At 70.5% G+C, this 25,574-nt stretch carries 20 protein-coding genes and 1 pseudogene; 11 read left to right on the top strand and 10 right to left on the bottom strand.

What is annotated here, in order from left to right; all coding sequences use genetic code 11:
* The first annotated feature begins 17 nt into the window (after positions 1-17).
* From ACFYTE_RS19035 to ACFYTE_RS19010, 6 genes are all read left to right on the top strand, one after another.
* On the top strand, positions 18-188 hold the full coding sequence (locus ACFYTE_RS19035; protein WP_388711298.1) for a hypothetical protein: 171 nt from the start codon (positions 18-20) through the stop codon (positions 186-188).
* Positions 178-1,530, top strand: coding sequence for a M20 family metallopeptidase (locus tag ACFYTE_RS19030; protein WP_388711295.1), 1,353 nt, complete (start codon positions 178-180; stop codon positions 1,528-1,530). Before ACFYTE_RS19035 ends, ACFYTE_RS19030 begins: the two co-directional genes overlap by 11 nt.
* Positions 1,527-2,462, top strand: a complete 936-nt coding sequence (locus ACFYTE_RS19025) for a catechol 1,2-dioxygenase (RefSeq protein WP_388711292.1) — start codon at positions 1,527-1,529, stop codon at positions 2,460-2,462. Before ACFYTE_RS19030 ends, ACFYTE_RS19025 begins: the two co-directional genes overlap by 4 nt.
* 71 nt (positions 2,463-2,533) lie before the next feature.
* Complete coding sequence (locus tag ACFYTE_RS19020) at positions 2,534-3,391, top strand: alpha/beta fold hydrolase (RefSeq protein ID WP_388711289.1); 858 nt, start codon at positions 2,534-2,536, stop codon at positions 3,389-3,391.
* The gene (locus tag ACFYTE_RS19015) at positions 3,388-4,437 is read left to right on the top strand and encodes an LLM class flavin-dependent oxidoreductase (protein WP_388711286.1); all 1,050 of its coding nucleotides are present in this window, start codon (positions 3,388-3,390) and stop codon (positions 4,435-4,437) included. Before ACFYTE_RS19020 ends, ACFYTE_RS19015 begins: the two co-directional genes overlap by 4 nt.
* Positions 4,434-5,762, top strand: a complete 1,329-nt coding sequence (locus ACFYTE_RS19010) for an MmgE/PrpD family protein (RefSeq protein ID WP_388711283.1) — start codon at positions 4,434-4,436, stop codon at positions 5,760-5,762. The genes ACFYTE_RS19015 and ACFYTE_RS19010 overlap by 4 nt, the downstream gene beginning before the upstream one ends.
* A 130-nt stretch (positions 5,763-5,892) precedes the next feature.
* On the opposite strand, the gene ACFYTE_RS19005 is transcribed toward ACFYTE_RS19010, so the two are convergent.
* Positions 5,893-6,615, bottom strand: coding sequence for an IclR family transcriptional regulator (locus ACFYTE_RS19005; RefSeq protein ID WP_388711617.1), 723 nt, complete (start codon positions 6,613-6,615; stop codon positions 5,893-5,895).
* 188 nt (positions 6,616-6,803) lie between these two features.
* Between ACFYTE_RS19005 and ACFYTE_RS19000 the strand changes: the two genes are divergently transcribed.
* The 4 genes and pseudogenes from ACFYTE_RS19000 to ACFYTE_RS18985 form a co-directional block, all read left to right on the top strand.
* Positions 6,804-7,625 carry a fumarylacetoacetate hydrolase family protein gene (locus ACFYTE_RS19000; RefSeq protein ID WP_388711280.1) on the top strand — a complete coding sequence of 274 codons (822 nt, stop codon included), beginning with the start codon at positions 6,804-6,806 and terminating at the stop codon, positions 7,623-7,625.
* Positions 7,622-8,569 (top strand): acetaldehyde dehydrogenase (acetylating), encoded by a 948-nt coding sequence (locus ACFYTE_RS18995; RefSeq protein WP_388711277.1) that lies wholly within the window; start codon positions 7,622-7,624, stop codon positions 8,567-8,569. Before ACFYTE_RS19000 ends, ACFYTE_RS18995 begins: the two co-directional genes overlap by 4 nt.
* The gene (dmpG, locus tag ACFYTE_RS18990; RefSeq protein ID WP_388711274.1) at positions 8,566-9,585 is read left to right on the top strand and encodes a 4-hydroxy-2-oxovalerate aldolase; all 1,020 of its coding nucleotides are present in this window, start codon (positions 8,566-8,568) and stop codon (positions 9,583-9,585) included. The genes ACFYTE_RS18995 and dmpG overlap by 4 nt, the downstream gene beginning before the upstream one ends.
* Before the next feature lie 163 nt (positions 9,586-9,748).
* A pseudogene (locus ACFYTE_RS18985) lies at positions 9,749-10,681 on the top strand (SDR family NAD(P)-dependent oxidoreductase); the annotation flags it as partial.
* Between the two features lie 146 nt (positions 10,682-10,827).
* On the opposite strand, the gene ACFYTE_RS18980 reads toward ACFYTE_RS18985, so the two are convergent.
* On the bottom strand, positions 10,828-14,265 hold the full coding sequence (locus ACFYTE_RS18980; protein ID WP_388711271.1) for a phosphocholine-specific phospholipase C: 3,438 nt from the start codon (positions 14,263-14,265) through the stop codon (positions 10,828-10,830).
* Positions 14,266-14,517: 252 nt separating this feature from the next.
* Between ACFYTE_RS18980 and ACFYTE_RS18975 the strand changes: the two genes are divergently transcribed.
* Positions 14,518-15,138 (top strand): hypothetical protein, encoded by a 621-nt coding sequence (locus tag ACFYTE_RS18975; RefSeq protein ID WP_388711268.1) that lies wholly within the window; start codon positions 14,518-14,520, stop codon positions 15,136-15,138.
* On the opposite strand, the gene ACFYTE_RS18970 is transcribed toward ACFYTE_RS18975, so the two are convergent.
* The 8 genes from ACFYTE_RS18970 to ACFYTE_RS18935 all read right to left on the bottom strand — a co-directional run bounded on the left by ACFYTE_RS18970 (position 15,128) and on the right by ACFYTE_RS18935 (position 25,452).
* The gene (locus ACFYTE_RS18970; RefSeq protein ID WP_388711265.1) at positions 15,128-15,760 is read right to left on the bottom strand and encodes a CoA transferase subunit B; all 633 of its coding nucleotides are present in this window, start codon (positions 15,758-15,760) and stop codon (positions 15,128-15,130) included. The genes ACFYTE_RS18975 and ACFYTE_RS18970 overlap by 11 nt on opposite strands.
* Positions 15,761-15,762: 2 nt before the next feature.
* Positions 15,763-16,542 carry a CoA transferase subunit A gene (locus ACFYTE_RS18965; protein ID WP_388711262.1) on the bottom strand — a complete coding sequence of 260 codons (780 nt, stop codon included), beginning with the start codon at positions 16,540-16,542 and terminating at the stop codon, positions 15,763-15,765.
* 17 nt (positions 16,543-16,559) lie between these two features.
* Positions 16,560-17,366, bottom strand: coding sequence for a hypothetical protein (locus ACFYTE_RS18960; RefSeq protein ID WP_388711259.1), 807 nt, complete (start codon positions 17,364-17,366; stop codon positions 16,560-16,562).
* An 83-nt stretch (positions 17,367-17,449) separates the two neighbouring features.
* Positions 17,450-18,505: a zinc-dependent alcohol dehydrogenase family protein gene (locus tag ACFYTE_RS18955; protein ID WP_388711256.1), complete on the bottom strand. Its 1,056-nt coding sequence runs from the start codon at positions 18,503-18,505 to the stop codon at positions 17,450-17,452.
* A gap of 45 nt (positions 18,506-18,550) precedes the next feature.
* On the bottom strand, positions 18,551-20,872 hold the full coding sequence (locus ACFYTE_RS18950; RefSeq protein ID WP_388711252.1) for a hydantoinase B/oxoprolinase family protein: 2,322 nt from the start codon (positions 20,870-20,872) through the stop codon (positions 18,551-18,553).
* A 38-nt stretch (positions 20,873-20,910) separates the two neighbouring features.
* A complete protein-coding gene (locus tag ACFYTE_RS18945) occupies positions 20,911-23,040 on the bottom strand; it encodes a hydantoinase/oxoprolinase family protein (RefSeq protein WP_388711249.1) in 2,130 nt (709 codons plus the stop codon).
* Between the two features lie 34 nt (positions 23,041-23,074).
* Positions 23,075-23,503 carry an acetone carboxylase subunit gamma gene (locus ACFYTE_RS18940; protein WP_388711247.1) on the bottom strand — a complete coding sequence of 143 codons (429 nt, stop codon included), beginning with the start codon at positions 23,501-23,503 and terminating at the stop codon, positions 23,075-23,077.
* A gap of 35 nt (positions 23,504-23,538) precedes the next feature.
* Complete coding sequence (locus ACFYTE_RS18935) at positions 23,539-25,452, bottom strand: hydantoinase/oxoprolinase family protein (RefSeq protein WP_388711245.1); 1,914 nt, start codon at positions 25,450-25,452, stop codon at positions 23,539-23,541.
* Positions 25,453-25,574: the final 122 nt, after the last annotated feature.

Here is a 25,574-nt window from a genome sequence, read left to right as displayed (position 1 = left end):
AGAGGAGGTTCATCCCCATGCCACGTACCGCACTCCTGACAGGGCTCGTCGGCGCCCTCGTCGCCCTCGTCGCCGCCGCACCCCTTCGGCGTGCCGGAGCCGCGTTGATCCTCAGGACCACCGGCACCGTGGTCCGCGACGAGCGGCCCCGGGCCCACACGGCAGGTGTCACCCCCGATGGCCGCTGACACCGTCGGCCTCGACCCGCGGCGACGGGCCTGGCTGGAGGCCGCATGGCAGCAGATCGACGGCCGTCGGCTCACCGAACTGATCGTCGGCATGGTGGGCATTCCCAGCCCGACCGGGGAGGAGGGCCGACTGGCCGGCTGGCTGGCCGACCGGCTCGTCGAGTCCGGCGCCGAGGGCCGTTACCAGCCGATCGACGAGGCCCAGGGCAACGCGGTCGGCCGGCTGCACGGCGACGGCACCGGCGTGGATCTGCTGCTGTACGCCCCGATCGACACGCTGACCGCCGGCACCCAGGAGGAGGACCTGCCGTGGGTCGGCCCGGTGCTGCGCCCCGACATGCGCCCGGAACCCACCGTCGAGGGTGACCATGTCCTCGGCCTCGGCGCGAGCAACCCCAAGGGGCACGGCGCCTGTCTGATCGCCGCCGTCGAGGCGGTCCGGCGGGCGGGGGTGCCGCTGCGGGGTGATGTGCTGGTCGGCCTGGGCGCGGGCGGTATGCCGACCAACCGGCGACCCGTCCCGGGCGCCCGGTACAACGCCGGTCAGGGCAACGGCTGTTCGTTCATGCTTGAGCAGGGGATGTGGGCGGACTACGCGCTGATCGCCAAGCCCGGCTGGACGACGGCCTGGGAGGAGGTCGGCCTGTGCTGGTTCGAGGTCCGGCTCCATGGGACCTACGGCTACGTGGGCAGCCGGCACCGTATGACATACCGCAATCCCATCGTGGACGCGGGCCTCGTGATCGCCGCGCTGGAGCGGTGGCTTCCCGAGTACACCGCGCGGCACACCGACGGGCTGGTCGCCCCGCAGGGCAACGTCGGCTCCATCGAGGGCGGCTGGCCCCGGACGGCCTCACTGTCCCCCGCCCTGTGCCGGTTCACCGTCGACCTGCGGATCAGTCCCCGGACCAGCCCCGCACAGGCCCGGCGCGAGTTCGCCGCGGCGATGGACGCGATCCGCGCCGCCCACCCGGGAATCGACCTGGACTGGGAGATGACGCTCGCCGTCCCCGGCACGTCCACCCCCGAGGACAGCTGGATCGTCCGCGCAGGCAAGGCCGCCTGGGAGGAGATGGAGGGGCGGCCGCACGAGCCGATCCTTCTCAACAGCGGCGCCACCGACGCCAACATCCTGCGCAACCGGGGCATCCCCACGGCCCGGATAGGCATGGACCGCATCGACGGGGAAGCCCCGCTGGCGCTGGACTTTCCCGCCGGAATGAACGTCGTGGACCTCCGCGAGGCACATCGCCTGACCCGGTGCCTGGTGCACGCCGTGGTCAACACCTGCACCCGTACCAGGGCGGAAGTGACCGCCGCGGAAGGAAGTGCCCCGTCATGAGCTCTGTGGTCCTGGGCGTGGGTGCTTCCCACAGCACCCTGATGAACACGCACTGGAACGAGGTGGACCACCTGCCGGGGGCGCACCGGTTCAGGGACGGACTGCTTCAGGCCCGCCGCGTGCTGGCCGAGGCCCGCGCGGACACGGTCGTCATCATCGGCTCCAACCACTTCCGCGGCTTCTTCCTCGATCTGATGCCCGCGATCACCGTCGGCGTCGGCGAGGTCCTCGGCGCGGGCGAGGCCGGGACGCCGTCCGGACCGCTGAGCGTGGACACGGATCTGGCCCGCCATCTGGTGGACTCCCTGGTCGACGACGGGTTCGACCCCGCGTTCTCGCTCCGGCTGACGGTGGACCACGGCATCACCCACAGCCTTCAGCACCTGGTGCCGGAGCCGGGTGTGCCGATCGTTCCCGTAGTGATCAACATGTTCGCGCCGCCCCTGCCCGCGCTGGCCCGCTGCCACGCCCTCGGCCGGGCCATCGCCTCCGCCGTCGGCCGTGACGGCGCGGACAAGCGGGTCGCTGTGATCGCCTCCGGTGGGTTGTCCCACCAACTGCCGTGGCCCGCGTGGTTCGAAGCGCTCAGCGACGACGACCGCTTCCTGGTCGAGGCGTGGCTGAACGGCCGTCACTCGTGGGCCGAGTACGAGGTGCGGCGCCGGCAGATCATCCGGGCCGCCCGGCCGCAGATCAACGAGGAGTTCGACCGGCGCTTCCTCGCCATGATCGAGGCGGGCGACCTCGGCCCGCTGCTCGGCCTCAGCTCCGCTCAGGTGGCGGCCCGGGCGGGCAACGGCGCCCAGGAGATCCGCGCATGGATCGCGATGGTCGCCGCTCTCGGCCCGTGCACCGGACGCACGCTCGCCTACGCCGCGATGGACGAATGGCTCACCGGCATGGCCGTCGCCGTACTCGAACCACGTTCCTGACCTTGCAGACCTTGCAGACCTTGCTCGACCTTGCTCGACCTTGCCTGACCTTGTCACAGGAGATATCCCACATGAGCATCTGGACCGAACTGACCGGTGTCGACTTCCGCCTCGGACATGTGAACGCGGGAGGGATCCGCACCCGGGCCCTGCAGGCCGGGGCGGGCGAGGCCGTGGTGTTCCTGCACGGCACCAGCGGCCACCTGGAGGCCTTCATCCGCAACATTCCCGCCCATGCGGCCGCCGGATACGCCTGCCACGCGATCGACATGATCGGTCATGGCTACACCACCGGCCCCGACTACCCGTACCGGATCCCCCGCTACGTCGAGCATGTGCTCGCCTACCTGGATGCCTGCGGCATCGACCGCGCCCACTTCGTGGGGGAGTCCCTCGGCGGCTGGGTGGCCGGCAGGCTGGCCGCCGACCACCCCGACCGGGTGAGCCGTCTGACCCTGGTGGCCCCCGGAGGCACCGTCGCCAACCCCGAGGTGATGGAACGCATCAGGACCAGCACCCGCAGGGCGGTGGAGAGCGACGACATCGCCTTCACCCGGAAGCGGCTCGAACTGCTCATGTACGACCCCGCCGAGAGCGTCAGCGACGAACTGGTCGCGGTCCGCCATGCGATCTACCACCAGCCGGAGTTCGTCGAGGCGCTGCCGAACCTGCTGTGCCTGCAAGAGATGGACAACCGCCTGGAGGACCTGCTCAGCCCCGAGCAGATGGCCCGGATCAGTGCCCCGACCCTGATCGTCTGGGGCGCGGACAACCCCTTCGGTGACGTCCCCGAGGCCCGCGCCCTGCACCGCAGCATCCCCGGCTCGACCCTGGAGATCTTCCCCGAGTGCGGTCACTGGCCCCAGCACGAGCATGCCGACCGGTTCAACGCCCTGCACCTGGAGTTCCTGCGCGGAGGGCAGGCGTGAGCACGTCGGAGCAGAACGGACTTCGGGTCGGCGTTCGCATTCCGCCGTGCGACCGAGTGGACCGGCTGGTCGAAACCGTGCGGCGGGCGGAGGGACTCGGCTTCGACCAGGTGTGGTTCCCCGACTCGCAGTTGCTGTGGCGGGACGTGTTCACGGTGCTGACCGCTGCCGCCCTGTCCACCGAACGGATCGGTCTGGGCAGTGCCGTCACCAACCTGGTCACCCGGCACCCGGCCGTCGTCGCCTCGGCCGCACGCAGCGTGGCCGAGATCGCCCCGGGCAGGTTCACCCTCGGCCTCGGTGTGGGCAACAGCTCGGTCGGCCCCATCGGTATGCGACAGAGCACCGGTGCGCAGCTGCGCGAGGGTTTCGCGATGCTGCGAGCACTGTTCGAGGGGCGCGAGTGGGACTTCGGCGGCGTCCGGTCCCGTCTTCGGGACCCGGGCCCGAACGTGCCGATCCACCTGGCCGCGAGCGGCCCCCGGAACCTGCGGCTCGCCGGGGAGATCGCCGATGGCGTCATCCTCCTCAGCGGTGTCTCACGCAAGACGCTGGCCAGTGCCACCGCCCGGGTCCGGGAAGGGGCCGAGGCCGCGGGCCGAAGTGCTGCCTCCATCCCGCTGACCGTCTCGGCGTACTGCGCGGTGACCGACGACGTGGAGGCCGAAGCCCGGCTGCTCAAACCGATCTGCGTGTCGATCGCACAGAACGGCGGAGCCCCGTTCCTCGCGCTCGCCGGGATCGAACTGGACGTTCCCGCACAGGTGGAGGGTGTCTACCCGGATCTCGTCCACGCCGAGGACTGGGCCGCGGCCGTCAGGATCTGCTCGCAGTGGGTGAGCGACGAGGCGGCCCTCCGTTTCGCTCAGGCGTTCTGCCTGTTCGGTACGGCGCAGGAGATCACCGAACGGCTCAGGGCGTTGCACGCCGACGGCGTCACCCATGTCTTCCTGCAACACGTGGGCTCCTACGACCCGCCCACCGAGCTGGTCGAGACCGTCGGCTCCTCGGTGCTTGCGGCCTTGCGGAGCGGAGCCACCCGGTGAGCGTGCTGGAGGAACTGGCCGAGCGCGGCCGACGCGGCCTCCGTGCGGCCGGGGCGGCGACACGGTCGACGGCGGCTCTGCACGTCCTGGACACATGGGGCTGTGTGGTGGCCGGTTCTTCTCATCCCCTGGCGACGCAGCTGAAGCGCTTGGTGACGCAGACCGGCGACACCGGTGAGCTGTGCACGCCGGCCCTGACGGGGACGCATGCGCTGCGCACGACGGTGCTCATGGAGTCGGTGCTGGCCCACGTCGACGAGTACGACGCCCTGCATCCCGCCGCCGCGGTGGTGCCGTCGGCCGTGGTGGTCCCGGCCGCCCTGGCCGTCGCCGACCACGAGGGGCTGCCGGGCCGGGCCGTCACCGACGCGGTGATCGTCGGCTATGAGGTCGTCGTCGAGGCGGGGCTGCGATTCGGCGGGCCGAGCCTGTACGGCAGGGCCTGGTGGCCGACGTCGGTCTTCGGCGCGCTGGGATCGGCGGCGGCCGTGGCGAGCCTGCTGCGGCTGGACGACGAGGAGACACTCGCGGCTCTGGGGATGGCGGCGGCCGGGCTCGGCGGGCTGCTCAGCACCGACGAACTGGCCACGGGGCACTATCTGCTCGCCGGACGCGCGGCGGCCGACGGGATGGAGGCCGCCTACCTGGCGCGCGCCGGTGGCCGGGCCAGCCGCACCTTGCTGGACGCGCCCGGAGCCGCCGCACTGGGGGCGAGCGCCGCAGCCCCCACGTCCGTCAGGACGCCGCACCTGGACGACTGTGTGTTCAAGGCATACCCGTGCGCCCGGCCCCTGCACGCGGCACTGGAGGCGCTGGACGTGCTGGCGGGCAGCGGGGTGCCCGTACGAACGGCACGTCGTCTGACGATTCTCCTGCCTGCGGCACTGCTGCGTTTCGTCACGGCCGACCGTGCGCCCGCGGGACCGACGGAGGCCGCGGCCAGTGCGGCCTTCGCCGTCGCGGCCTGGCTCCACGGAGCCGCCGACGACGTCTCCTTCTTCCGGGGCTCCCTTCCCGAGGACACTCCGGAGGTGGTCCTGGGCGACGCCCCCGACCTGGACCGCGGCCTGCCGGACCACTGGGGTGCCCGGGTGATCGTCGATCTCGCGGATGGACGGCGGGCGGAGCAGAAGATCACCGGCGCAGGACGTGGCACCGCCCGGTCCGCGCCCGCGGACCCGGTCACGGCCAAGTTCCGCGGCCAGACCGGCGCCGGACGCGACGACCCGGACTGGCAGCGGTGGATCACCCGGTGTCTGTCACTGGACACCGTGACGGATGTCGCCGGCCTGCGGCAGGCGCTGTGCCGGCTCGCCGGGCGGTAGCACCCCTCGCACAGCAAGGAGTCACCATGCCCCGTACGAGATCGCCGTCATCGGGCGCTGGCCTGCGTCTACTTCTCACCGGCCGGCCAGGCTGCCCGATGCCGCCCGTGTGGCCCGTCGGGCGGTGCGGTCAGGTACCGGAGCGCAGCGCGCGGGAGAGACCGAGTGCCGCTGTCCGTACGGCCGGGGCGAGTTGGGCCGGCCTGAACCGGCCGCGGGGTACGGCCACCGACAGCGCGGCCACCGCGGCGGGCCCGTCGAAGACGGGCGCCGCGATACAGCTGACACCCGGGGCCGCTTCTTCCTCCTCGTAGGCGAGGCCCGCGACCTGAGCCTGCTCGATGGCGGTGCGCAGCCGCTCCGGATCGGTGATCGAGTGTGCGGTGAGGCGGGGCAGCGGCGCGGCAAGGACCTCCTCGGTCAGTTCGGCGCCGGAAAAGGCCAGGAGTGCCTTTCCGACGCCGGTGCAGGTCAGCGGCAGCCGCCCGCCGATGCGGGACGGCAACCGCAGCACCTCATGGCCGTGGATGCGCTCGACGTAGACCACCTCATGGCCCTCGCGGACCCCGAGATGCACCGTTTCGTGCGTGGCCTCGAACAGGTCCTGCAGAAAGGGCAGGGCCGCCTCGCGCAGATCACGTCGACGGGGCACCAGTGAGCCCAGCTCGAACAGGACTGCGCCGAGCCGGTAGTTCTCCGCGTCGCGTTCGAGGAGACCGAGGCGCACCAGATCGGCGCACAGACGGTGCACGGTGGTCTTGGCCAGGCCCGCGCGCGCCGCGAGTTCTGTGAGACGGAACGAACCGCCATCCGGGCGGAAGCAGTCAAGGACCGCTGCTGCCTTGTCGAGCATATTGCCCTGTGCGCTGTTCCGTGTCATGGAACATATTTTGCCTCGACTCAAGCCCTGCATCTATACGTTTGGTGCGCTGCCGTGACCATCGCCGTCCGGTGCCGCACACCCGCCCGTACGCCGCTCCCGGAGGTAACCAGCATGCCCGTACCGCACCGCCCCCGTAGCGCTCCGGCAAGGAGGGCGGCATGAGCGCCCACGACGCAGCCGACGCCGTGACGAAGGCGGCCGAGGCCCTGGACGCCGCCGCCCGGACCGGCCTGGCCTGCCCTCCGGTGCGCTCACTCCTCCCGGAGGGTGACGTCGAGGCCGCCTACGCCGTGCAGCGGCTGCACGTCGAACGGGCCGTCGCGGCCGGCCGACGACTCGTGGGCCGGAAGATCGGCCTGACATCGCCCGCCGTACAGGCCCAACTAGGCGTCGAACAGCCCGACTTCGGCGCCCTCTTCGCCGACATGGCGGTGCCCGAGGGTGCGCGCGTCGCCCCTGGCCGGCTGCTGCAGCCCAAGGTCGAGGCGGAGGTCGCCCTGGTGCTCGGCGCCGATCTGCCGCACCGCGCCCCGACCGTCGCCGACCTGCTGCTGTCCACGGCGTTCGCCCTGCCCGCTCTGGAGATCGTCGACAGCCGCATCGCCGACTGGGACATCACCATCGTCGACACCGTGGCCGACAACGCCTCCAGCGGTCTGTTCGTCCTCGGCGGTACCCCCGTGCCACTGGACCGGGTCGACGTGCGCGCCGCACGGATGACCCTGATGAGGAACGGCGAGACCGTCTCGCGGGGCGTCGGCGCCGACTGCCTGGGCAGCCCGCTCACCGCCGCGCTCTGGCTCGCCGCCACGCTCGCGCGGCTGGGCGACCCGCTGCGGGCCGGCGACATCGTCCTCACCGGCGCGCTCGGGCCCATGGCGGTGGCCGCCGAGGGCGACGAGTTCAGCGCACACATCGAAGGTCTCGGCACGGTCGGGGTCGCGTTCGCGGGCTCCGCCGAGGAAGGAACCGGAGCATGACCACCAAGGTCGCCGTCATCGGATCAGGCAATATCGGCACCGATCTCATGATCAAGATTCTGCGGCTGTCCGAAACACTGGAGATCGCCGCGATGGCCGGCATCGACCCGGATTCCGACGGACTCGCCCGCGCCCGCCGGCTGAAGGTCGCCACCACCCACGAGGGCGTGGACGGCCTGGTGCGGATGGCCGAGTTCGCCGACGTCCGCTACGTCTTCGACGCCACCTCCGCAGGCGCCCACCGCCGTCATGACGAGGTGCTGCGGTCGCTCGGGCGCACGGTCGTCGACCTGACTCCGGCCGCGCTCGGCCCCTACGTCGTGCCACCGGTCAACGGCGCCGCACACCTCGATGCGCCCAACGTCAACATGGTCACCTGCGGTGGCCAGGCCACCATCCCCGTGGTCGCCGCCGCCGCCGCGGTCACCCCCGTCCACTACGGAGAGATCGTCGCCTCGATCTCCTCGCGCTCGGCCGGCCCCGGCACCCGGGCCAACATCGACGAGTTCACCGAGACCACGTCCGCGGCCATCGAACGGGTCGGCGGCGCGACCCGCGGCAAGGCCGTCATCATCCTCAACCCGGCCGAACCACCGCTGATCATGCGGGACACCGTGCACTGCCTGGTGGGCGACTGCGACGACGCCGCGGTGACCGCATCGGTCGAGGACATGGTCGCCCGCGTCCAGACCTACGTCCCCGGCTACCGCCTCAAGCAGAAGGTCCAGTTCGACCCCGTCGCCACCGACGACCCGCTGCGTTCCCTGCTGCCGGCCGCCGCCCGGTCCGGCGCGGCCGCCAAGGTCTCGGTGTTCCTCGAAGTGGAGGGCGCCGCCCACTATCTGCCCGCCTACGCGGGCAACCTCGACATCATGACGTCGGCCGCCCTGCGCACCGCCGAACGCATGACCGCCCACCACACCACCAAGGCGGTGACCGCATGACTGCCACCCTGTACGTCCAGGACGTCACCCTGCGGGACGGCATGCACGCCGTCCGCCATCGCTACACCGTGGAACAGGCCCGCACCATCGCCGCCGCCCTGGACGCCGCTGGTGTCGCCGCGATCGAGATCGCCCACGGTGACGGCCTTTCCGGCTCCAGCGTCACCTATGGCGTCGGGGCCCACACCGACTGGGAATGGATCGAAGCCGTCACCGACGTCGTACGGCGCGCGGTGCCCACCACCCTGCTGCTGCCCGGCATCGGCACCGTGCACGACCTCAGGCAGGCACACGCCCTCGGCATCCGCTCGGTGCGCGTCGCCACCCACTGCACCGAGGCCGACATCGCCGCGCAGCACATCGCGGCCGCCCGCGAGTTGGGCATGGACGTCGCGGGCTTCCTGATGATGTCCCACATGGCCGAGCCCGCGGAACTCGCCCGCCAGGCCACACTGATGGAGTCGTACGGCGCCCACTGCGTGTACGTCACCGACTCCGGCGGCCGGCTCACCATGGACGGTGTCCGAGACCGACTGAGGGCCTACCGCGACGCCCTTGACCCGGCCACCGAACTCGGCATCCACGCCCACCACAATCTCGGGCTGGGCGTGGCCAATTCGGTGGTGGCGGTCGAGAACGGCGTCACCCGGGTGGACGCCTCGCTCGCCGGCCAGGGAGCGGGGGCGGGCAACTGCCCGCTCGAAGCGTTCGTCGCCGTCGCCGATCTCATGGGATGGAAGCACGGCTGCGCTCTGTTCCCGCTGATGGACGCGGCCGACGACGTCGTACGTCCCTTGCAGGACCGCGAGGTCCGCGTGGACCGGGAGACGCTCACCCTCGGCTACGCGGGTGTGTACTCCAGCTTCCTGCGCCACGCCGAGGCTGCCGCGCGCCGCCATGGCCTGGACACCCGGACCATCCTCGTGGAAGTCGGCCGCCGGGGCCTGGTCGGCGGCCAGGAGGACATGATCACCGACATCGCCCTCGACCTCGCGTCGGCGCCCACGACGGCCTGAACCCGCTCCGCCTATCGGCGGGATGTCCGTCTCGCGGCGCGGCTGTCGGTGATCCATAGGTGATGTGTCGGTGCCGGCTGGAACCGTGGGTTGACAAGCCGCTTGCCCGGCAGCGGCCGTGACCGTCTCGTCTCGTCCTTCCGGATCAAGGGAGCCTTCCGTCATGTCCTCCGCGTCCTCCGCCCCGCCCTGGGATGTTCACCGGCTACCGCGTGCCGAAGGCCGTGTCTTCCTGGTCACCGGCGGCAACGCGGGCATCGGGTACTTCATCTCGGAGCAGCTCTCCGCCACCGGAGCCACCGTCGTGCTGGGCAGCCGGGACCCGGCGAGAGCCGAAGCCGCCGTAGCCTCGATCCGCTCACGTGTGCCCGGCGCGCGGGTAGATGCCATCCAGTTGGACATCGCCGACCTGTCGTCGCTGAGCACAGCGATGGAATCCTTGACGGTGGATCGTCTCGATGCGGTGGTCCACAATGCCGGGGTCGCGCTCGATCACCCGCCGCGCCGCGAGACACGGGACGGCTATGAACTCATGTTCGTCACGAACCATTTGGGGCACTTCGCGCTGACCGGCCGGCTGCTGCCACTGCTGTCGGCCGCACCGGCGGCACGCATCGTGACCGTCGGCAGTTTCGCGGCGAAGTCCGAGCGGCTGGACCTGGACGACCTCCAGTCCCGGCGGGACTACCGCCCCAAGCGCAGCTACGGACGATCCAAGCTGGCACAGATGTACTTCGGACTCGAACTCGACCGCCGCCTGCGCGGCTTGGGCAGCACGGTGGCGAGCGTGGTGGTCCATCCCGGTGGCGCCCTGGACTCGCTCACCCCCTCGCGACCGCCGGTCCACCTGCGCACTCCCGGCGCACGGCTGTGTGCGGCGCCCGCCGCCCTCCTCGTCCAGGGCAAGCACGCCGGCGCATGGCCCGCGGTCCGAGCGGTGCTCGACCCGGCCGTGCGCGGAGGGCAGCTGTGGGGACCACGCCTCTTCAGCCTGCGCGGCACACCCCGACAAGAGGCGGTATGGAGTCATCTCGCCGACACCGCCGTCGCGGCACGGCTGTGGGACGCCAGCCGCGACCTGACCGGCGTCGACCCCGACACCCTGCGCGGATGGACCAGACGAGCGGGCCCGCGGCCAACTGGCGCGCTAGAATGGCCCATTGACGGACTCGGCAGGCGCCGACGGCGGGGCGGCGGGCCACTGACCCGCCGCCCCACCGGAGCCGGTCCGCCGACGCCCGGTCAGGCGTCGGCGATCGGGTCGGCGCCCAGACGGACGTTGTCGATCGCCCAGAACCAGTTGTTGCCCGCGTTGAAGATCCGGAAGCTGACCTTCGCCGACGTCGCCCCGGCGGGGACGGGACAGGAGAGCCGGACGAGCCGGTTCTGCTGGTCCTGGCCCAGGTTGGTGTTCCCGGACGTCGCGCTGCTGTAGTGGAGCAGCCGGACCGGTTCGCCGGTGTCGAACACGACGGTGACCTCGGCCTCCTGCGGGCTCTCCTGCCGGTAATGGGAGTCGAAGCCCAGGTGGAGGGCGGATGTGCCCGAGGGGATGGCCACTGCCGGGGTGGTCAGGGCCGAGTCGAACCGGCCCCGGCCTGACGGGCTGCCGGTGTCGTCCCAGTCGTCGGGATCGGCGACGGCCACCACGCCGAGAGCGCGGTTGAAGTTGGGGCGGTCCTGTCCGGCGGGGAACCAGAACTGCTTGGACAGGAAGGTCCAGCCCTGCAGCTCTCGCGTGCCCTGCGGCATGGCCGGTGCATTGGTGATCGTCCAGCCCTCGGGGGTGGTCCGGGTCCAGCCGAGCAGCCCGGGGCGGCTGAGGTCGGCCGCCGCGGTGAGCGCAGGGGCGACGGACTCGAAGTCCTCCGCGAGGAGGTAGCCGGTCATGACGGGCCCGGTCTTGGCGGACAGGGACGCGGACGCTTCCGCGTCGCTGCCGCTCAGCTTCGCCGTGACGGTTGCCTTGAGGCTGACGGAGACGCGTGCCGCGGCGGCGGGCGCGACGACGTCCCAGGCCACGGACGCGGAGGAGCGGGCCGGAACGGACGTGGGCGCGCCGCCCTTGGCGGTGGCGGTCCAGCCCTCGGGGAGGGACAGCACGGCGGTCAGGCCGGTGAGCGGTGTGCTGCCGGCGTTCGTCACGGCGGCCGTCACGGTGACCGGCTTGCCCGGTGAGAGCACGGTGCCGTCGGTCCCGGGGGAACTGGCCGGACCGGTCAGTGCGACGCTCATGGCCGGGGCGACCTTGGTCTGCACGCGCGCGTCAGCGAGTCTGAGCAGACCGTCGTCGTCGGCGTGCGCGGCGACGACCAGCCGCCCGGCGGTGGCGTTGCCGGCGGGCGTGACCACGAAGCGCACATCGGCCGAGTCGCCGGTCCGGAGCGTGGTCGGCGCCCCACCGGTCCGCTGGACCGTCCAGCCGGACGGGGCGAGCAGGGCGACGGAGAGCGCGTCGAGCCGGTGGGCGCCCTGGTTCCGCACGGTGACCACGACATCGGCCGGGTTGCCCTGCGCGAAAGGCGTACCGAGGGACGGCAGCGCCGCCGGCAGGCCGATCGTCGCGGCCAGCGCCGGGGACTTGCCGGTCGCCGGGTCGGTCACGCCGGGCTTGCCGTCGGCCAGGCGACCGGTCGCGCGCCGCAGGAAGGACGGGTCGTCACGGTCGACGACCACCACGTCGTACCAGCCGTGGTCCGGGACGCGGAGCTGCACCGTGCGGGACTGGCCGGGCCTGAGGGTGACGGTGTGCACGTGGTCACCGTGCTTGCGGGAGTAGACCGACTCACCGACGAGGAGCGTACGGCTGGTGGGGGAGGGGTTGGAGCACACCACTTTCACCCGGCCGGGGGCGGGGTGCTCGACGAGCCGGGCCTCGGCTCCCACACCGGTTCCGCGCAGCTCCCACACCGACCATCCGGGACCGTGGATCTGCACGTCGTAGCCGTCGGCGTCGTACTCCAGCGTTTCGGTGGCGCTCTTGCCGGCGGGCACGGTCCAGGCGCGCGGAGCGGTGCCGTCGCCGGGGTAGGCGGTGAACGTGGCGCCGGTGCCGCCCTCGTTGCCGAGCCTGAGGCGTACGGCGGAGCGGGAGACGTCCGCGCGCAGGGACAGCCGGTACGGGGAGCGGCGCGTGCGGCGGGTGCCGGCCTCCTGCTCCGGGAGCGCCTGGTCCTTGGGCGGTACGGGGGTCCACCGTCCGACCGGCGCCGGCACCCGGCCGGGCTGCTCCACCTCGGGCTGCCGATGGGTGCGGTCGAAGTCGAAGGCGGAGGTCAGGTCGCCGAAGACGCTGCGGCGCCAGGCGCTGATGTTGGGCTCGCGGACGCCGGTCCACTTCTCCAGGAACCGGATGATCGAGGTGTGGTCGAACGCCTCCGAGCTGACGAAACCGCCGACCGTCCAGGGCGACACGATCGTCATCGGTACGCGCGGGCCGGGACCGACCGGGCTGCCGTTGAACCAGTCGTCGCTGTTGCCGGTGGCCGGCTTCGGCGCGACCGGTGCCGGTACGTGGTCGAAGTAGCCGTCGTTCTCGTCGAAGTTGATGAACAGTGCCGTCTTCGACCAGGTCTTCGGGTCGCCGGCGATGGCGTCGAGGAGGTCGTAGACGAGGTTGGCGCTGCCGACGGGGGTGGAGCTGCTGGGGTGCTCGGACAGTGCCGCCGTCGGAACGATCCAACTGACCTGAGGCAGGGTGCCCTTCTTGATGTCCGAGGTGAGCCGCTTGACGAGGGTGTCCGGCTCGGAGCGGTAGGCACCCCGCAGGAACAGCCGTCTCTCGTCCTTGGTCAGGGCATCGACGCCCCGCTGGAACTCGGCCAGCGCGGCCTTGCGCTGATCCGCGCTCTTGCCCCACAGGCTGTCGTAGAACTGCTCGGTAGTGGAGTACTGACCGCTGACCTTGGCCAGGATCTTCCGGCCGATCTCCTTCCAGGGCCGGAAGTACTCCACCGCGTTGTCGGTGAAGTTGTCCCATTCCTGATAGATCTGCCAGGAGACGCCGGCGGCCTCCAGACGCTCCGGGTACGTCGTCCAGTCGTACCCCTGATGCGTGTAGGAGTACGCGGCGTTGGTGACGGCCCGGTTGACACCGCCCGGCTCGTAACCGGTCGTGCCGGTCCACAGATAGTTGCGGTTGGGGTTGGTCGAGCCGTAGACGGAGCAGAAGTACGCGTCGCAGATGGTGAAGCGGTCGGCCAGTTCGTACTGCAAGGGAATGTCGTGCCGGTCGTAGAAGGCCATGGTGCTCTGGCTCTTGGCGGCGATCCAGTTGTCCCACCAGCCGTTCCCCCGGGCCTGCGTGGCGTCGGAGAATCCGTGCGCGAGCGAACCCAGGTACTGGATGTCGCTTTCGGGGCGGCCCGCGTCGACCGCCGCCTGCCGGGCCGAGAACGGCAGAACCTCGGCGCCGCCGGCCCGCGGCTGCTCGAAGACGCTCCCTCCGGTGGGCAGACGCAGCGGGGTGCGGTCGCCGAAGCCGCGCACACCCTTGAGGGTTCCGAAGTAGTTGTCGAAGGAACGGTTCTCCTGCATCAGGATGATCACATGCTCGATCGCACGCATGCCACCGCGTGGCATGGGCGCGGCCATCGCCTGGTGCAGCGACGGAGGCAGGAAAGAGAGTGCGGTTCCACCGGCGAGGGTGCCGAGAACCTTGCGGCGGGAGATGTCAGACATGACGGGAGGCTAGGTCAGTTCCCTCGCATTTTGTAACCCTAAGTGACTGATCTTCGTTGACCGTTCATCCAGTGGCCCCGAACGTTCCCTTGCCGGTACGGCCTGCGCATTCCGACAGGAGTTGTCGGCGCTCCGGTGGACCTACCTCTCCGCCGCGCGACGGGGATGGGACCTACCTGCGAACGATGCCTGTGGGCACCTGTGTTGACGACGATCAGTGGGTATCCCGATGTCCTCCGATCGGAGCCGCACATGCTGAACAGGACCCTGCGCGCCACCGCCCTTCTCACCGTCGTGGTGGCCGTCGCCGCGCCCGTCGCCGCGGCGGCGCCCGCCTCGTCCCCGCCGCCCGCGCGGGAGAGCGCCGCCGTCTCCTCGCTCAAGGGCGACGCGCGCATGGACTACCCGGTCGCGGACCAGGAGGTACGGGTGTCCGTCGACGCACGCTCGGTGTACTCCGTGGGCAGTGTCCCGCAGCGCTCCTGGGGCACGTTCCGCATCTCGCACGCCCAGGACGGCACGCTCTACTGGGGCGAGTTCAAGGTCGACTGCCTCACCACCGGCGGTCCCACCGCCACCGTCACCGGCCGCCTGGTCCGCACCAGCCCCGGCCACCCCTGGCTCACCATGCTGGACCCGCACACCCGCATGGGTGTGAGCTTCTTCGTTCCGGAGAAGGGCCAGGCCCGTATCGGGCTCTCCGGAGCCACCGAGAAGGGCGAGCCGCTCCTCACGAAGTGCATGGCACCCGCCGCCGACGCGAAGGTCGTCGACGGCGGGTACGACCTGCACGACCGCAGCAGCCAGACGTCCCGGAGGCCTGGACCCGCAGGCACCGGTGAGCCGGACATTCTCGCCCTCATCAGACGGTGATCAGCTCGGGTTCGGTGGCCGCGCGGACCTCGGCCTCGGTGACCCCGGGCGCACACTCGACCAGACACAGTCCGCGGTCGGTGACGTCCAGTACGGCGAGGTCGGTGATGATCCGGTGGACCACGCGTTCGCCGGTCAGCGGCAGCGAACAGTCGTCGACGATCTTGAAGGTGCCGTCCCTGGCCACGTGCTCCATCAGGACGATCACCCTGCGCGCGCCGTGGACCAGGTCCATCGCACCGCCCATCCCCTTGATCATCTTCCCCGGGATCATCCAGTTGGCGATGTCGCCCCGGGCCGACACCTGCATCGCCCCCAGAACCGCCGTGTCGATCCTGCCCGAGCGGATCATCCCGAAGCTGGCGCCGGAGTCGAAGAAGCTGGCACCGGGGCGTACGGTGACGGTCTCCTTCCCGGCGTTGATCAGATCGGGGTCCTCGTCCCCGTCGTACGGGTACGGGCCGGTGCCGAGAATGCCGTTCTCGGATTGCAGTACCAGCTCCACGGAGGCGTCCACGTGGTTGGGTACCAGCGTCGGCAGTCCGATGCCCAGGTTGACGTAGTCGCCGTCCCGCAGTTCCCGTGCGGCACGGGCGGCCATCTGGTCTCTGGTCAGTGCCATGGTCACACTCCTCGTTCCGCGCCCCGGCGGGGCCTGACGGTCAGCCGTTCGATGCCCTTGACCGCGACCTGGTCGGGCGTCAACGGCAGGACGCGGTCGATGTAGACGCCGGGGAGGTGGACCGCGTCCGGGTCGATGTCGCCGGGCTCGACGAGGTGTTCGACCTCGGCGACGGAGATCCGGCCGGCCATGGCGCAGACGGGGTTGAAGTTGCGGGCGGCCTTGCGGAACACCAGGTTGCCGTGCCGGTCGCCCTTCCATGCGCGTACCAGTGCGAAGTCCGCCGGCAGGGCCCGCTCCAGGACGAAGGACGTGCCGCCGAACTCGGCGGTCGGTTTGGGCGGCGAGGCGACCGCCACCCCGCCGTCGGGAGCGTAACGCCAGGGCAGGCCGCCGGCGGCGACCGCCGTGCCGGTGCCGGTCCTGGTGTAGAACGCGGGGATGCCGACGCCGGCCGCGCGCAGCCGCTCGGCGAGGGTGCCCTGCGGGGTGAGTTCCACCTCCAGTTCGCCGCCGAGGTACTGCCGGGCGAACTCCTTGTTCTCGCCGACGTAGGAGGCGACGATCCTGCGGATCCGGCCGCGGTCGAGCAGCTTGCCGAGGCCCACGCCGTCGGTTCCGCAGTTGTTGGAGAAGATCTCCAGCCGCTCCACGCCGGCCCTGACGACCGCGTCGATGAGCACGGCGGGGATGCCGCAGATCCCGAAGCCGCCCGAGGCGATCGACGCCCCGTCCCGGATGCCGGCCACGGCCTCGGCCGCGGTGGCGACCACTTTGTCCACCGTTGGTTCCTTCCTGGTCAGTTGAGCTTGGCGAGCTGGGTGAGGACGGTCTCCGGCGCGGCGTCGGCGGGGATGTCGGCGAGGAGGAAGTCACCGGACGGCAGTGCCACGCCGTCACCGTGCCAGAACTCCTGCGGGATCCGCGGTCCGCTCAGCCCGGACCCGCCGATCTGCACGCCCTGCGCGGTCCGGCGGCCCAGCGCCCAGCGGAAGTGGTCGGTCACGTTGCCGAGCGGTGCGTCGACGTCGTCGTCGACCTGCGGCAACCGGCCGGAGCGCGGGTCGCGTTCGTCGAGCAGCAGCATCGCGACCGGCGGCGCCGCGAGCCGCCGCAACCAGTCCGCGATGTACATCGCGGCGGTCTCGGCGTGATCGGCGGTCAGGTCCGTGACCGGACCGGCACCGCTCAGCTCGTGGGTCCGCGCCAGCCACAGCATCGGGGAGGGGATCTGCACCACGAGCGGCGCGGTCGAGGCCCGCGCCACGACCTCGGCCAACTCGGCGGCGGCGACGGCGGTGGGTTCGTGGGCCAGCAGCGTCCGCAGGGCGTACCCGGTCCGCGGCCGGGCGGACAGGCCGGCCCGCAACAGGTCCTGGCGGGCGAGGGCGTCGTCGTAGTAGGCACCCAGATCCAGCAGGGTGGTGTCGGGTCGGAGCAGGCCCTGGACCTGCCCGGTGTACTGGGCGAAGGCGACCGGGTCGGTCCACGGGACGGGACGGCCCTGCAGGACGACTGCCCGCGCGTACTGCTGGTGGTCGACGACCAGCGCGGTCCGGCGGCCGGAGGGCGGGGCGGAGAGGAGGGTGGCGAAGTCCATGGCCATGGGTGTTCCCGGGGTCGAGGTGCGGCACGGAAGAGGGGGCGGGGAGCCGGGGTGCGGCTCCCCACCGGGCGGGTGCGACCGGCTCAGCCGTCCAGGACGACCTTGAGGGCGTTCGTCTTCGCCGCGTCCGCGAACGTGTCGTACGCGTCGAGGATCCGGTCGAGCGGGAAGTGGTGGCTGGCGAACCGGTCCACGGGGAGCTGCCCGTCGCGCACCAGCCGGAGCAGCATCGGCAGGGTGTCGGTGTTCACCAGGCCCATGGAGATCGCGATGTTCTTGATCCACAGGTCCTGGAGCGCCAGCTCCACCGGTCGGCCGTGGACTCCGACGTTGGCGACGTTCCCGCCCGGACGGACGAGGTCGAGCGCCATGGTGAACGTCTGCGGGATCCCGACCGCCTCCACCGCGACGTCCACCCCGTCCCCGTCGGTGAGCGCGAGGACCTCGTCCCGCCAGTTGTCGCCCGCGGAGTTCACGGCGTGGGTGGCGCCGAAGGAGAGTGCCTGGCGGGCGCGGTGGTCGTCGATGTCGATCGCGATGATCCGGGCGGCGCCCTGGAGCCCCGCCGTGGCCGACACCGCAAGGCCCACCGGCCCGGCGCCGATGACCGCCACGGTGTCGCCCGGCTTGACCCGTCCGTAGCGAACGCCCATCTCGAAGCCGGTGGGGAGGATGTCCGAGAGCATCACTCCCTGCGCGGGGGTGACCCCCTCGGGCAGTTTGTGCAGCGACGTCTCCGCGTACGGCACGCGGACGAACTCGGCCTGGGTGCCGTGGACGAGGTGTCCGAAGATCCACCCCATGCCCGGCGCCCCTTCGGCACCGGCACAGTGGGAGTGCAGTCCGCGCCGGCAGTAGGCACACCGCCCGCAGTTCTTGATGCAGGCGATGATCACCTGGTCCCCCTCGGTCAGGGTGGTGACGGCGCTCCCGGTCGCCACGACCGTGCCGACGCCCTCGTGCCCGAGGACCCGGCCCTCGGCGACCGAGGGCACGTCGCCCTTGAGGATATGCAGGTCACTGCCGCAGATGGTGGTGGCGTCGATCTTGACGATCACATCGGTCGGCGCCTCGATCGCCGGGTCCTGGACGGTGTCCCAGGACTTCCGGCCGGCGCCGTGATAGACGAGAGCCTTCATGGCTGTCTCCTTGTGCGATACGAAGCGTGCGGGGTTCGGGACGGGTCAGGACTTGCGGCGCACCTCTTCGCCGTGCTTCTCCTCCAGCTCGCGGACCCGTTCCTCAAGTCGGGCGATCTTGACCTCGCGGCGGTCCGGGACCATGACGATCGGCAGTTCCTTCAGCGGCGCGGTCACCCGCTGCGGGCCGTCGATGGTGAAGACGGTCGCCGTGATGTCGTCGGTGTCCGAGCCCCAGGAGCCGTAGTAGGCAAGGTCCTTCGGAGGTTCGGGCTTGACGAACTCGGCGCAGAACTCGGCGTACGGCTTGCCGCGCTCCAGCCGGGCCCTGCGGGCCGCGGTGCGCGCCGCCTTCGTGCCGTCGACGTCGAGGCGGAACGTCTCCGGGTCGTAGCGCACCCCGAAGATCTCCTCCGCGACCTGCCGGCTGATCCGGCCGAGTTCGGCGTCCTGGACCACCGACTCGGGCAGCCGCTCCAGCGGGTCGCCGTAGCCACCGCCGGCGCCCTGGCTGATCATGTAGAGTTCGCCGTCCTTGGCGATGTCGAACTGCAGGCCCATGTGGTACGTCGAGTAGCGGCCGTCCTCGAAGGGACGCTCGTTCATGACCTTCTCGATCGACAGGTCGAACTTCTTGCTGTCCCGGCGGATGTGCTCGTAGACGTTGGTCCCCTTGACCATGGCGAGGGGGTAGGTGCCGCAGCCGTAACCGCCGTACATGCCGTAGACGGAGGAGAACTTCGCGCCCGACGTCACCGTCATGAAGCCCCACTGCGGGGTGCCCTCGGCGGCGACGATCATCTCGTAGCCCATCCCGCCGGTGAACTTCCCGAAGCCCATGTTGTCGCGCACGAGCCGCTTGGACACGAGCTGCATGAAGGGGACTTCCTCCTCCATGACCTCCTGCTCGGCCGTGTCGGCCATCGCGCAGAAGAGGGGCGACACCGCGTCCTCGCCGTCACGGAAGGGCTTGGCGCCGCCCGGCATTCCGTTGAGGTCCGCGCAGAGGTTGCCGACCATGTCGCCGTGCTGGGTGATCCCGCCCCACAGGAACGTGTTGATCTGGTTGAACCAGTTCGCGACGACGTTGCTGTACTTCTTCGGGGTGGAGAAGGACATCCGGCTGTAGAGCGCCTGCATCGCCGAGAACCCGCGGAACGAGGCCTGGAGCGACTGCCCCATCGGCGCGTCGTAGGAGGCGTCGGCCCAGGTGCCCTCGTCGGAGATGATCTCGATGCAGCTCATGGCCGAGGTGCAGCGCGGCAGGTCGGGCCACCAGAACGCGAGGATCGCCTGCATGAACATCGACTTGACCGAGCAGAGCGGGCTGTTGATGGCGCGGTTGAGGATCTCCGGGCCGGTGCCGCGCAGGTCGACCGTCATGCTGTCGCCCTTGACGGTGACCTTGCAGGCGAACTTGATGAGGATGTTCTCCTTCAGGGTCGAGTCCATGAACTGGTCGAACCGGTAGGTGCCGTCGGGCAGTTCGCTGATCCGGCGGCGTACCTCCGCGTCGACGTCCTCGACCGTGGTGCGCAGGGCCCCGACGAAGGCGTCCACCCCGACCTCGTCGATGATCGTGTCGACCCGTTCCATGATCTTGCGCACCGCGGTGATCTTCACCTTGAGGTCGGCGAGCTGGAGCTTGGGGTCACGCACCGAGTGCTGGAGGAAGGTCAGCAGGTCGCGGCGGAGCCGCCCCCGCTCGACGATCTTGAACGGGCTCATCCGCAGCCCGTCGTCGAAGGGTGTCTCCGAACCGGACGGCATGCCGCCCGGTTCGCAGGCGCCGTTCTCTCCCTCGTGGATCGTCGCGGCGACCCAGGCGATGATCTCGCCGTCCCTGATGACCGGCATGATCATCGACTGGTCGGTGTTGTGGATGTTCCCGAACCGCGCGTCGTTGTGGATGAACCCGTCGCCCTCGTGGATCTGGACGGTCGGCTCGTCCTTCCAGTACTTCATGATGTACCGGATCGGGTGGTGCAGGATGGCGCTGAACGCGATGACGCCGTGGCAGGAGAGGTAGGAGACGTCCCCGGCCGCGGTGTAGATGGCGGTCGTCAGGTCGCCCCACTTCGCGCCGGGCGCCGCTCCCTGGGCCTCACACATCTCGTAGCCCTCGTCGAGCGCGCCGGCGATGCGCTTGCGGATGCGCTCGACCTGGAGGCGGTCGACGCCGGCCGCGATGGCCCGCTCCTCGTGTGTGGTCCTCCGCGCGATGCTGTGGTCGCGCATGATCTCCGGGTCGGGGCCGAGGAAGAGGGTCGTCTCGTCCATGAACTTGTCGACCCACTCCTGCTCCTGGGGCGTGAGAGCCCCCTGGGGGATGCGGGCCGGGGTCGGCCTGTCGTCGATGGTGGTCATGTCAGTGGCTCCTTCTGCTGCGCGTGGACGGGTCGGGGTCAGTCCTGGAGGAACCAGACCGCGCCCTGCCGCGTCGGTTCGAGCCGCCAGCCGGGCTCTACGAGATAGGTCGTGTTCTCCGTGGTGACGATCGCCGGGCCATGGACGACGTGCTCGTGGGTGAGCGCGCCCTCGTCGTAGACAGGTGTGTCGAGCGGGATGTCGTGGCCGATGAACACCACGTCCCGGCGGGCGACCTCCACCGGCACCGTCCGGTCTCCGCCGGCCTGCAGATACTCGAAGCCGACGACGTCTCCGTCGACGTAGGAGGCCACCCGCACGGTGTTGCACCGGATACCGGCCTCCGGGGCTGCGCTCGACGCACCGAAGCGATGGCTGTAGACGTCGCCGAAGATCTTGATCATGGTGAGGACGTCGCCGACGCCGTTCATGCGGGTGATGTCCTCAAGCGCCACCGCCTGGGTGAGCAGCTGGTTGCCGTAGCGCATGTCCAGTTCGAGCCGGTACTTCACGTCCTCGGCGGCGAAGCCCTGCCGGACCAGATCCTCCCGGCCGCGCTCCTCCAGCTCCTCGACGACGGTGTTGAACTCGTCGTAGCCGTCGTAGAGCTGACGCGTCGTCGGGTTGTACATCGTGACGTGGACGCCCCGCTCGTGGAAGTGGAGCTGCTTCATGTTCCCCGCCCCGCAGGCGGAGAACACCGAGGAGAACGGCGGTGCCAGCACCCGCCTGATCCCCGCGTGCCGCGCGATACCGCATGCGTGCAGCGGGCCGTTGCCCCCGTAGGCGAGCATCGTGAAGTCCTCCGGCAGATAGCCGCGGACCCGCAGTTCCTTGCCGATGCCGATCGCCATCTGCTCGTCCACGCCGTCCTTGATCGCCCGCGCGATGTCGAGGACGTCCATGCCGAGCAGGTCGCAGAGGGTCTCCTCGACGGCGAACCGGGAGCGCTTCGGGTTGAGCTTGATGTAGCCGTTGGCGTAGTTGTCCGGGTCGAGATAGCCGAGGAGCAGGTCGGCGTCGGTCACGGTCGGACGCAGACCACCGCGGTCGTAGCACGCCGGACCCGGGTTCGAGCCCGCCGACTCCGGGCCGATCCTGATCGAGTCGTGGATGCGGTCGTAGGAGGCGATCGAACCACCCCCGGCGCCGAGCGTGTCGAGGTGGACCATCGGTACCGAGACGAGCCAGCGGTCGATCGTCGGCAGGAAGTCGTAGTGCTTGACGCCGCCCTCGGGCACGAGCCCGATGTCGAACGACGTGCCGCCCATGTCGGTCGAGATGACGTGCCCGAGCCCGGTCTCGTTCGAGAGGTGCTCGGCGGCTCCGACGCCGGCGATCGGGCCGGAGTGGATCGTCTGGAGCGCGTCGGTGGAGTTCATCTGGGCCATGCCACCGGAGTTGTGGATGACGAGCATCGGCTTGTCGTAGCCGGAGTCGCGCAGGTTGTTCGACAGCTGCGAGAGCGCGTGGAACATGATCTCGTGGAGGAAGCCGTCGATGATCGTCGACGTCGCCCGGACGTACTCGCCCTTGCGGCCGGAGACCTGGTGGCCGAGGAGGACGGGGATGGCTCCCAGCTCGTGGGCGGGGAACTCGTTGAGGATGATCTCCTGGATCGCGAGTTCGTGAACGGGGTTCTCGGTCGCGTTGACGAGGGAGACCACGATGGCCTCCGCGCCGGCGTCGACGAGTTCGCGGACGACCGCGCGGACGTCGTCGGGGTCGAGGTGGGCGACGATCCTGCCGGCCGAGTTGATGCGTTCCTTGACCGAACGGATCATCCGGCGGGGCACGACGGGCTCCGGCCGCTCGGCCGCGGGGAGGTTCTGCTGCATCGAGTAGTCGAGGCCCTCGCCGTAACCACGGCCCCGGGACAGCGGGATGGTGTCCTCGAACCCGTGGGTGACGATCGCGGCGACCTGCGGGCCCTTGCGCTCGATGAGCGCGTTGGTGCCCAGGGTGGTCGCGTAGCGGACCGAGTCGACCTTCTTCAGGACGGTGCCCCGGTCGAGTCCGGCCCGCTTGCACGCCAGGTCGAGGGCCTCGTTGAAGCCGAGGGCGAGGTTGTGATGGGTGGTCAGCGCCTTCGCCTCGACGTACTGGTCGTCCCAGACGAAGAAGCAGTCGGTGAACGTGCCGCCGATGTCGACGGAGATGCGTCTCATGGGTACTCCGGGTGTGTCGTCGCGAGTGGGCAGGTCAGCGGACGTGGCCGATCGCCTTGAGGGCGGCGGTGTACTTCTGGGCGTCCTCACCGGGCCCGTAGACGTGGACCTCCTCCGGATCCACGCCGCGCTCCTCCCACTGCCTGCGGAGCGCCGCGACGTCGATGAGCATGTCGACCGTCGGCGGGTGGCCGGGCGGAAGGTATTCGGCCTCGATCTGGGTGCCGCAGCCGGGGCAGTAGTACTCAAGGATTCGGCAGTAGTCCGGGTCCGGGGAGAACGTGAACTCGTACCGCTCGGGGTCGATGATCGGCTGGTGGATCTCGCGGGGGTCCCGGTCGTGGACGAGGGTGCCCTCCTTGTAGGTGCCGTGCGCGCTGCCCATGTCCTGGTCGCAGACCCGGCAGACCCATCGCTCCGTGTCGAGGTCGATGACGAGGTACTCGGTCATGGGGACTCGCATGGGAGGCCTCCTTCAGGCGTTCGGGGACGAAACGGTCAGAGGGTGTCGTGGAGGAGGAGATCGCCGGCCGAGGTGACCCGGAAGGTCCAGCCGGGCAGGACCCGGGCGGTGAAGAAGGGGCCCTCGACGATCGCCGGACCGGCGCCGGTGTCCCCCGGGCCGAGGTCGGTGAGGACATGCACCGGCACCTCGTCGACGCGGTCGACGGCCGACCGGACCGAGCGGGTCCCGGTGGACGGCGCCGGCCGCGTCGCGACCTCCTGGTCCGCGGGCAGTTCGGGGTGGGGCAGCGGCGCGGTGATGGTGAGCTGGAGGGAGACGCGCCGTTCCGGGTGATCGGCCGGGTCGCCCGGCCGGTACGGGGCGCGCGACACCGGCGTCCCGTCGTCCTCCTCGACGCTCACCTGCCACGAGGTCGCGCAGCCGGTGAGCGCATAGCCCTCCTGGAACATGTCGCGTCCGGCCCGGACGAGAAGTTCGTCGTACGTCGTCCTCGTGGCCGCGGTGGTGGGCTCGGGCACACCGGCCTCGTAGGTCTTTCCGATGTCGGAGAAGGAGATGCCGAGCGCGGAGAAGACCGCCGCGGTGCGCGGGATCAGGACCCGCCGCACTCCGGCGGGCCGGGCGGCACCGGCCGCACTCATCGGTCCGGCACCGCCGAAGGCGGCGAGGGTCGTGTTCTCCTCCACGAGGTGGGCGAAAGCCGAGGACAGCGCCTCGAAGTACGCCTCCTCCATTCGGACCAGCGCCTCCTCAAGGCTGATCCCGAGCGGGTCCGCGACGGTCTCGGCGATGACGGTCCGCGAGCGCTCCGGGTCGAGCCTGAACGTGCCGTCGAGATAGGTGTCCGGGTCGAGGACGCCCAGCAGCAGGTTGACGTCGGTGATCGTGGCCTGTCTGCCGCCGAAACCGAAGCACGCCGGCCCGGGCGCCGCCCCGACGGACGTCGGTCCGACCGTGATACGTCCGTCCTCGACGGCGATGACGGAGGACCCGCCGACGCCCTTGGAGTGAACGTTGCTCATCGGGTAGGAGATCGGGACGCCCTTGATCGTGCCCCGCTCGTCCACCGAGACCCGGTGACCGACGACGACGCCGACGTCGGTCGTCGTGCCGCCGATGTCCACCATGAGGGCGTGCCCGAACCCGTAGGTGCGGGCCAGGGCCGCCGTACCCTCCAGGCCGCCGCGGGGGCCGGAAGAGTACGTCTTGAGCGCGACCGACTTCGCGACCCGTGAGGACGCGCCGTCGTTCCGGTAGACGAGGAGCGGGTTGAGGACCTTGTAGGACTTCAGACGCCGCTCGGCGCCGTACAGGAATCGCTCCATCGTCGGATGGAGGAAGGAGTTGATGACACACGACCAGACCCGGCGGGGAGCGTTACGGTCGCCGGCGAGGTCCCAGCTGTAGATCAGCGGGATGGACCCGAGCAGATGGCGGGGGAACTTGCGTAGGAGGACGGCCCGCAGCCGGCGCTCCTGCTCCGGATCGTCGCCGGCGACCACGACGCGGGCGGCGCCGAGCGTCGTCAGCCGGTTGACCTTCTGGACGACCTCGAAGTCGATCGTCTCGTCGTCGGCGTCCATGTCGATCGTGCCGACGCGGTCGCCGACCAGAGCATCGAAGAGTTCCCGCTCGGGGTCTGTCGTCCGCATCGCCGGCGCGAGGTCGGGCAGGGTCGTGAGGATGCCGATCACCGGGCCGCGACGCTCGACGAGCGCGTTCGTCCCCTGAGTGGTCGAATAGCGGATGTGCTGGGTTGCGTGGAGCAGCCGTTCGATGTCGGGCGTGCCGTAGAGGGCCGCCGAGGCCTTTTCCACGCCGGTGAAGAGGCACTCGGAGAGGTCGTGGGGCGTGGTGAGCGTCTTGGTGAAGGTGAAACCGGTGCCGTCCCAGACGCATATGTCGGTGAGGGTCCCACCGTTGTCGATGTTGATCAGGGTGTCCATGCCACTCCTTGGGGCGCAACGGATCCGTGGGAGCGATCGGCCGTTGCGCGGAAGGGACCTGGATGCCCTGGCCTGGCCGTCGCCCTCGACGGTGAGGTCCACCGTGATGCCGTCTCACGCCG

The sequence above is a fragment of the Streptomyces sp. NPDC004629 genome, assembly GCF_042873595.1.
In the GTDB taxonomy this organism is placed as follows: domain Bacteria; phylum Actinomycetota; class Actinomycetes; order Streptomycetales; family Streptomycetaceae; genus Streptomyces.
Note: the sequence above shows the minus strand (reverse complement) of the source record. Positions and strands in the feature narration are given on the sequence as shown.

Bases quoted from the DNA above. Each gene is read 5' to 3' on its own strand.
- ACFYTE_RS18975 (WP_388711268.1), top strand. From the start codon at position 14,518: ATGCTGAACAGGACCCTGCGCGCCACCGCCCTTCTCACCGTCGTGGTG.
- ACFYTE_RS18960 (WP_388711259.1), bottom strand. From the start codon at position 17,366: ATGGCCATGGACTTCGCCACCCTCCTCTCCGCCCCGCCCTCCGGCCGC.
- ACFYTE_RS18955 (WP_388711256.1), bottom strand. From the start codon at position 18,505: ATGAAGGCTCTCGTCTATCACGGCGCCGGCCGGAAGTCCTGGGACACC.
- ACFYTE_RS18940 (WP_388711247.1), bottom strand. From the start codon at position 23,503: ATGCGAGTCCCCATGACCGAGTACCTCGTCATCGACCTCGACACGGAG.
- ACFYTE_RS19030 (WP_388711295.1), top strand. From the start codon at position 178: ATGGCCGCTGACACCGTCGGCCTCGACCCGCGGCGACGGGCCTGGCTG.
- ACFYTE_RS18945 (WP_388711249.1), bottom strand. From the start codon at position 23,040: ATGAGACGCATCTCCGTCGACATCGGCGGCACGTTCACCGACTGCTTC.
- ACFYTE_RS18970 (WP_388711265.1), bottom strand. From the start codon at position 15,760: ATGGCACTGACCAGAGACCAGATGGCCGCCCGTGCCGCACGGGAACTG.
- ACFYTE_RS18995 (WP_388711277.1), top strand. From the start codon at position 7,622: ATGACCACCAAGGTCGCCGTCATCGGATCAGGCAATATCGGCACCGAT.
- ACFYTE_RS19000 (WP_388711280.1), top strand. From the start codon at position 6,804: ATGAGCGCCCACGACGCAGCCGACGCCGTGACGAAGGCGGCCGAGGCC.
- ACFYTE_RS19020 (WP_388711289.1), top strand. From the start codon at position 2,534: ATGAGCATCTGGACCGAACTGACCGGTGTCGACTTCCGCCTCGGACAT.
- ACFYTE_RS19005 (WP_388711617.1), bottom strand. From the start codon at position 6,615: ATGCTCGACAAGGCAGCAGCGGTCCTTGACTGCTTCCGCCCGGATGGC.
- ACFYTE_RS18950 (WP_388711252.1), bottom strand. From the start codon at position 20,872: ATGACCACCATCGACGACAGGCCGACCCCGGCCCGCATCCCCCAGGGG.
- ACFYTE_RS19025 (WP_388711292.1), top strand. From the start codon at position 1,527: ATGAGCTCTGTGGTCCTGGGCGTGGGTGCTTCCCACAGCACCCTGATG.
- ACFYTE_RS18935 (WP_388711245.1), bottom strand. From the start codon at position 25,452: ATGGACACCCTGATCAACATCGACAACGGTGGGACCCTCACCGACATA.
- dmpG (WP_388711274.1), top strand. From the start codon at position 8,566: ATGACTGCCACCCTGTACGTCCAGGACGTCACCCTGCGGGACGGCATG.
- ACFYTE_RS18980 (WP_388711271.1), bottom strand. From the start codon at position 14,265: ATGTCTGACATCTCCCGCCGCAAGGTTCTCGGCACCCTCGCCGGTGGA.
- ACFYTE_RS19035 (WP_388711298.1), top strand. From the start codon at position 18: ATGCCACGTACCGCACTCCTGACAGGGCTCGTCGGCGCCCTCGTCGCC.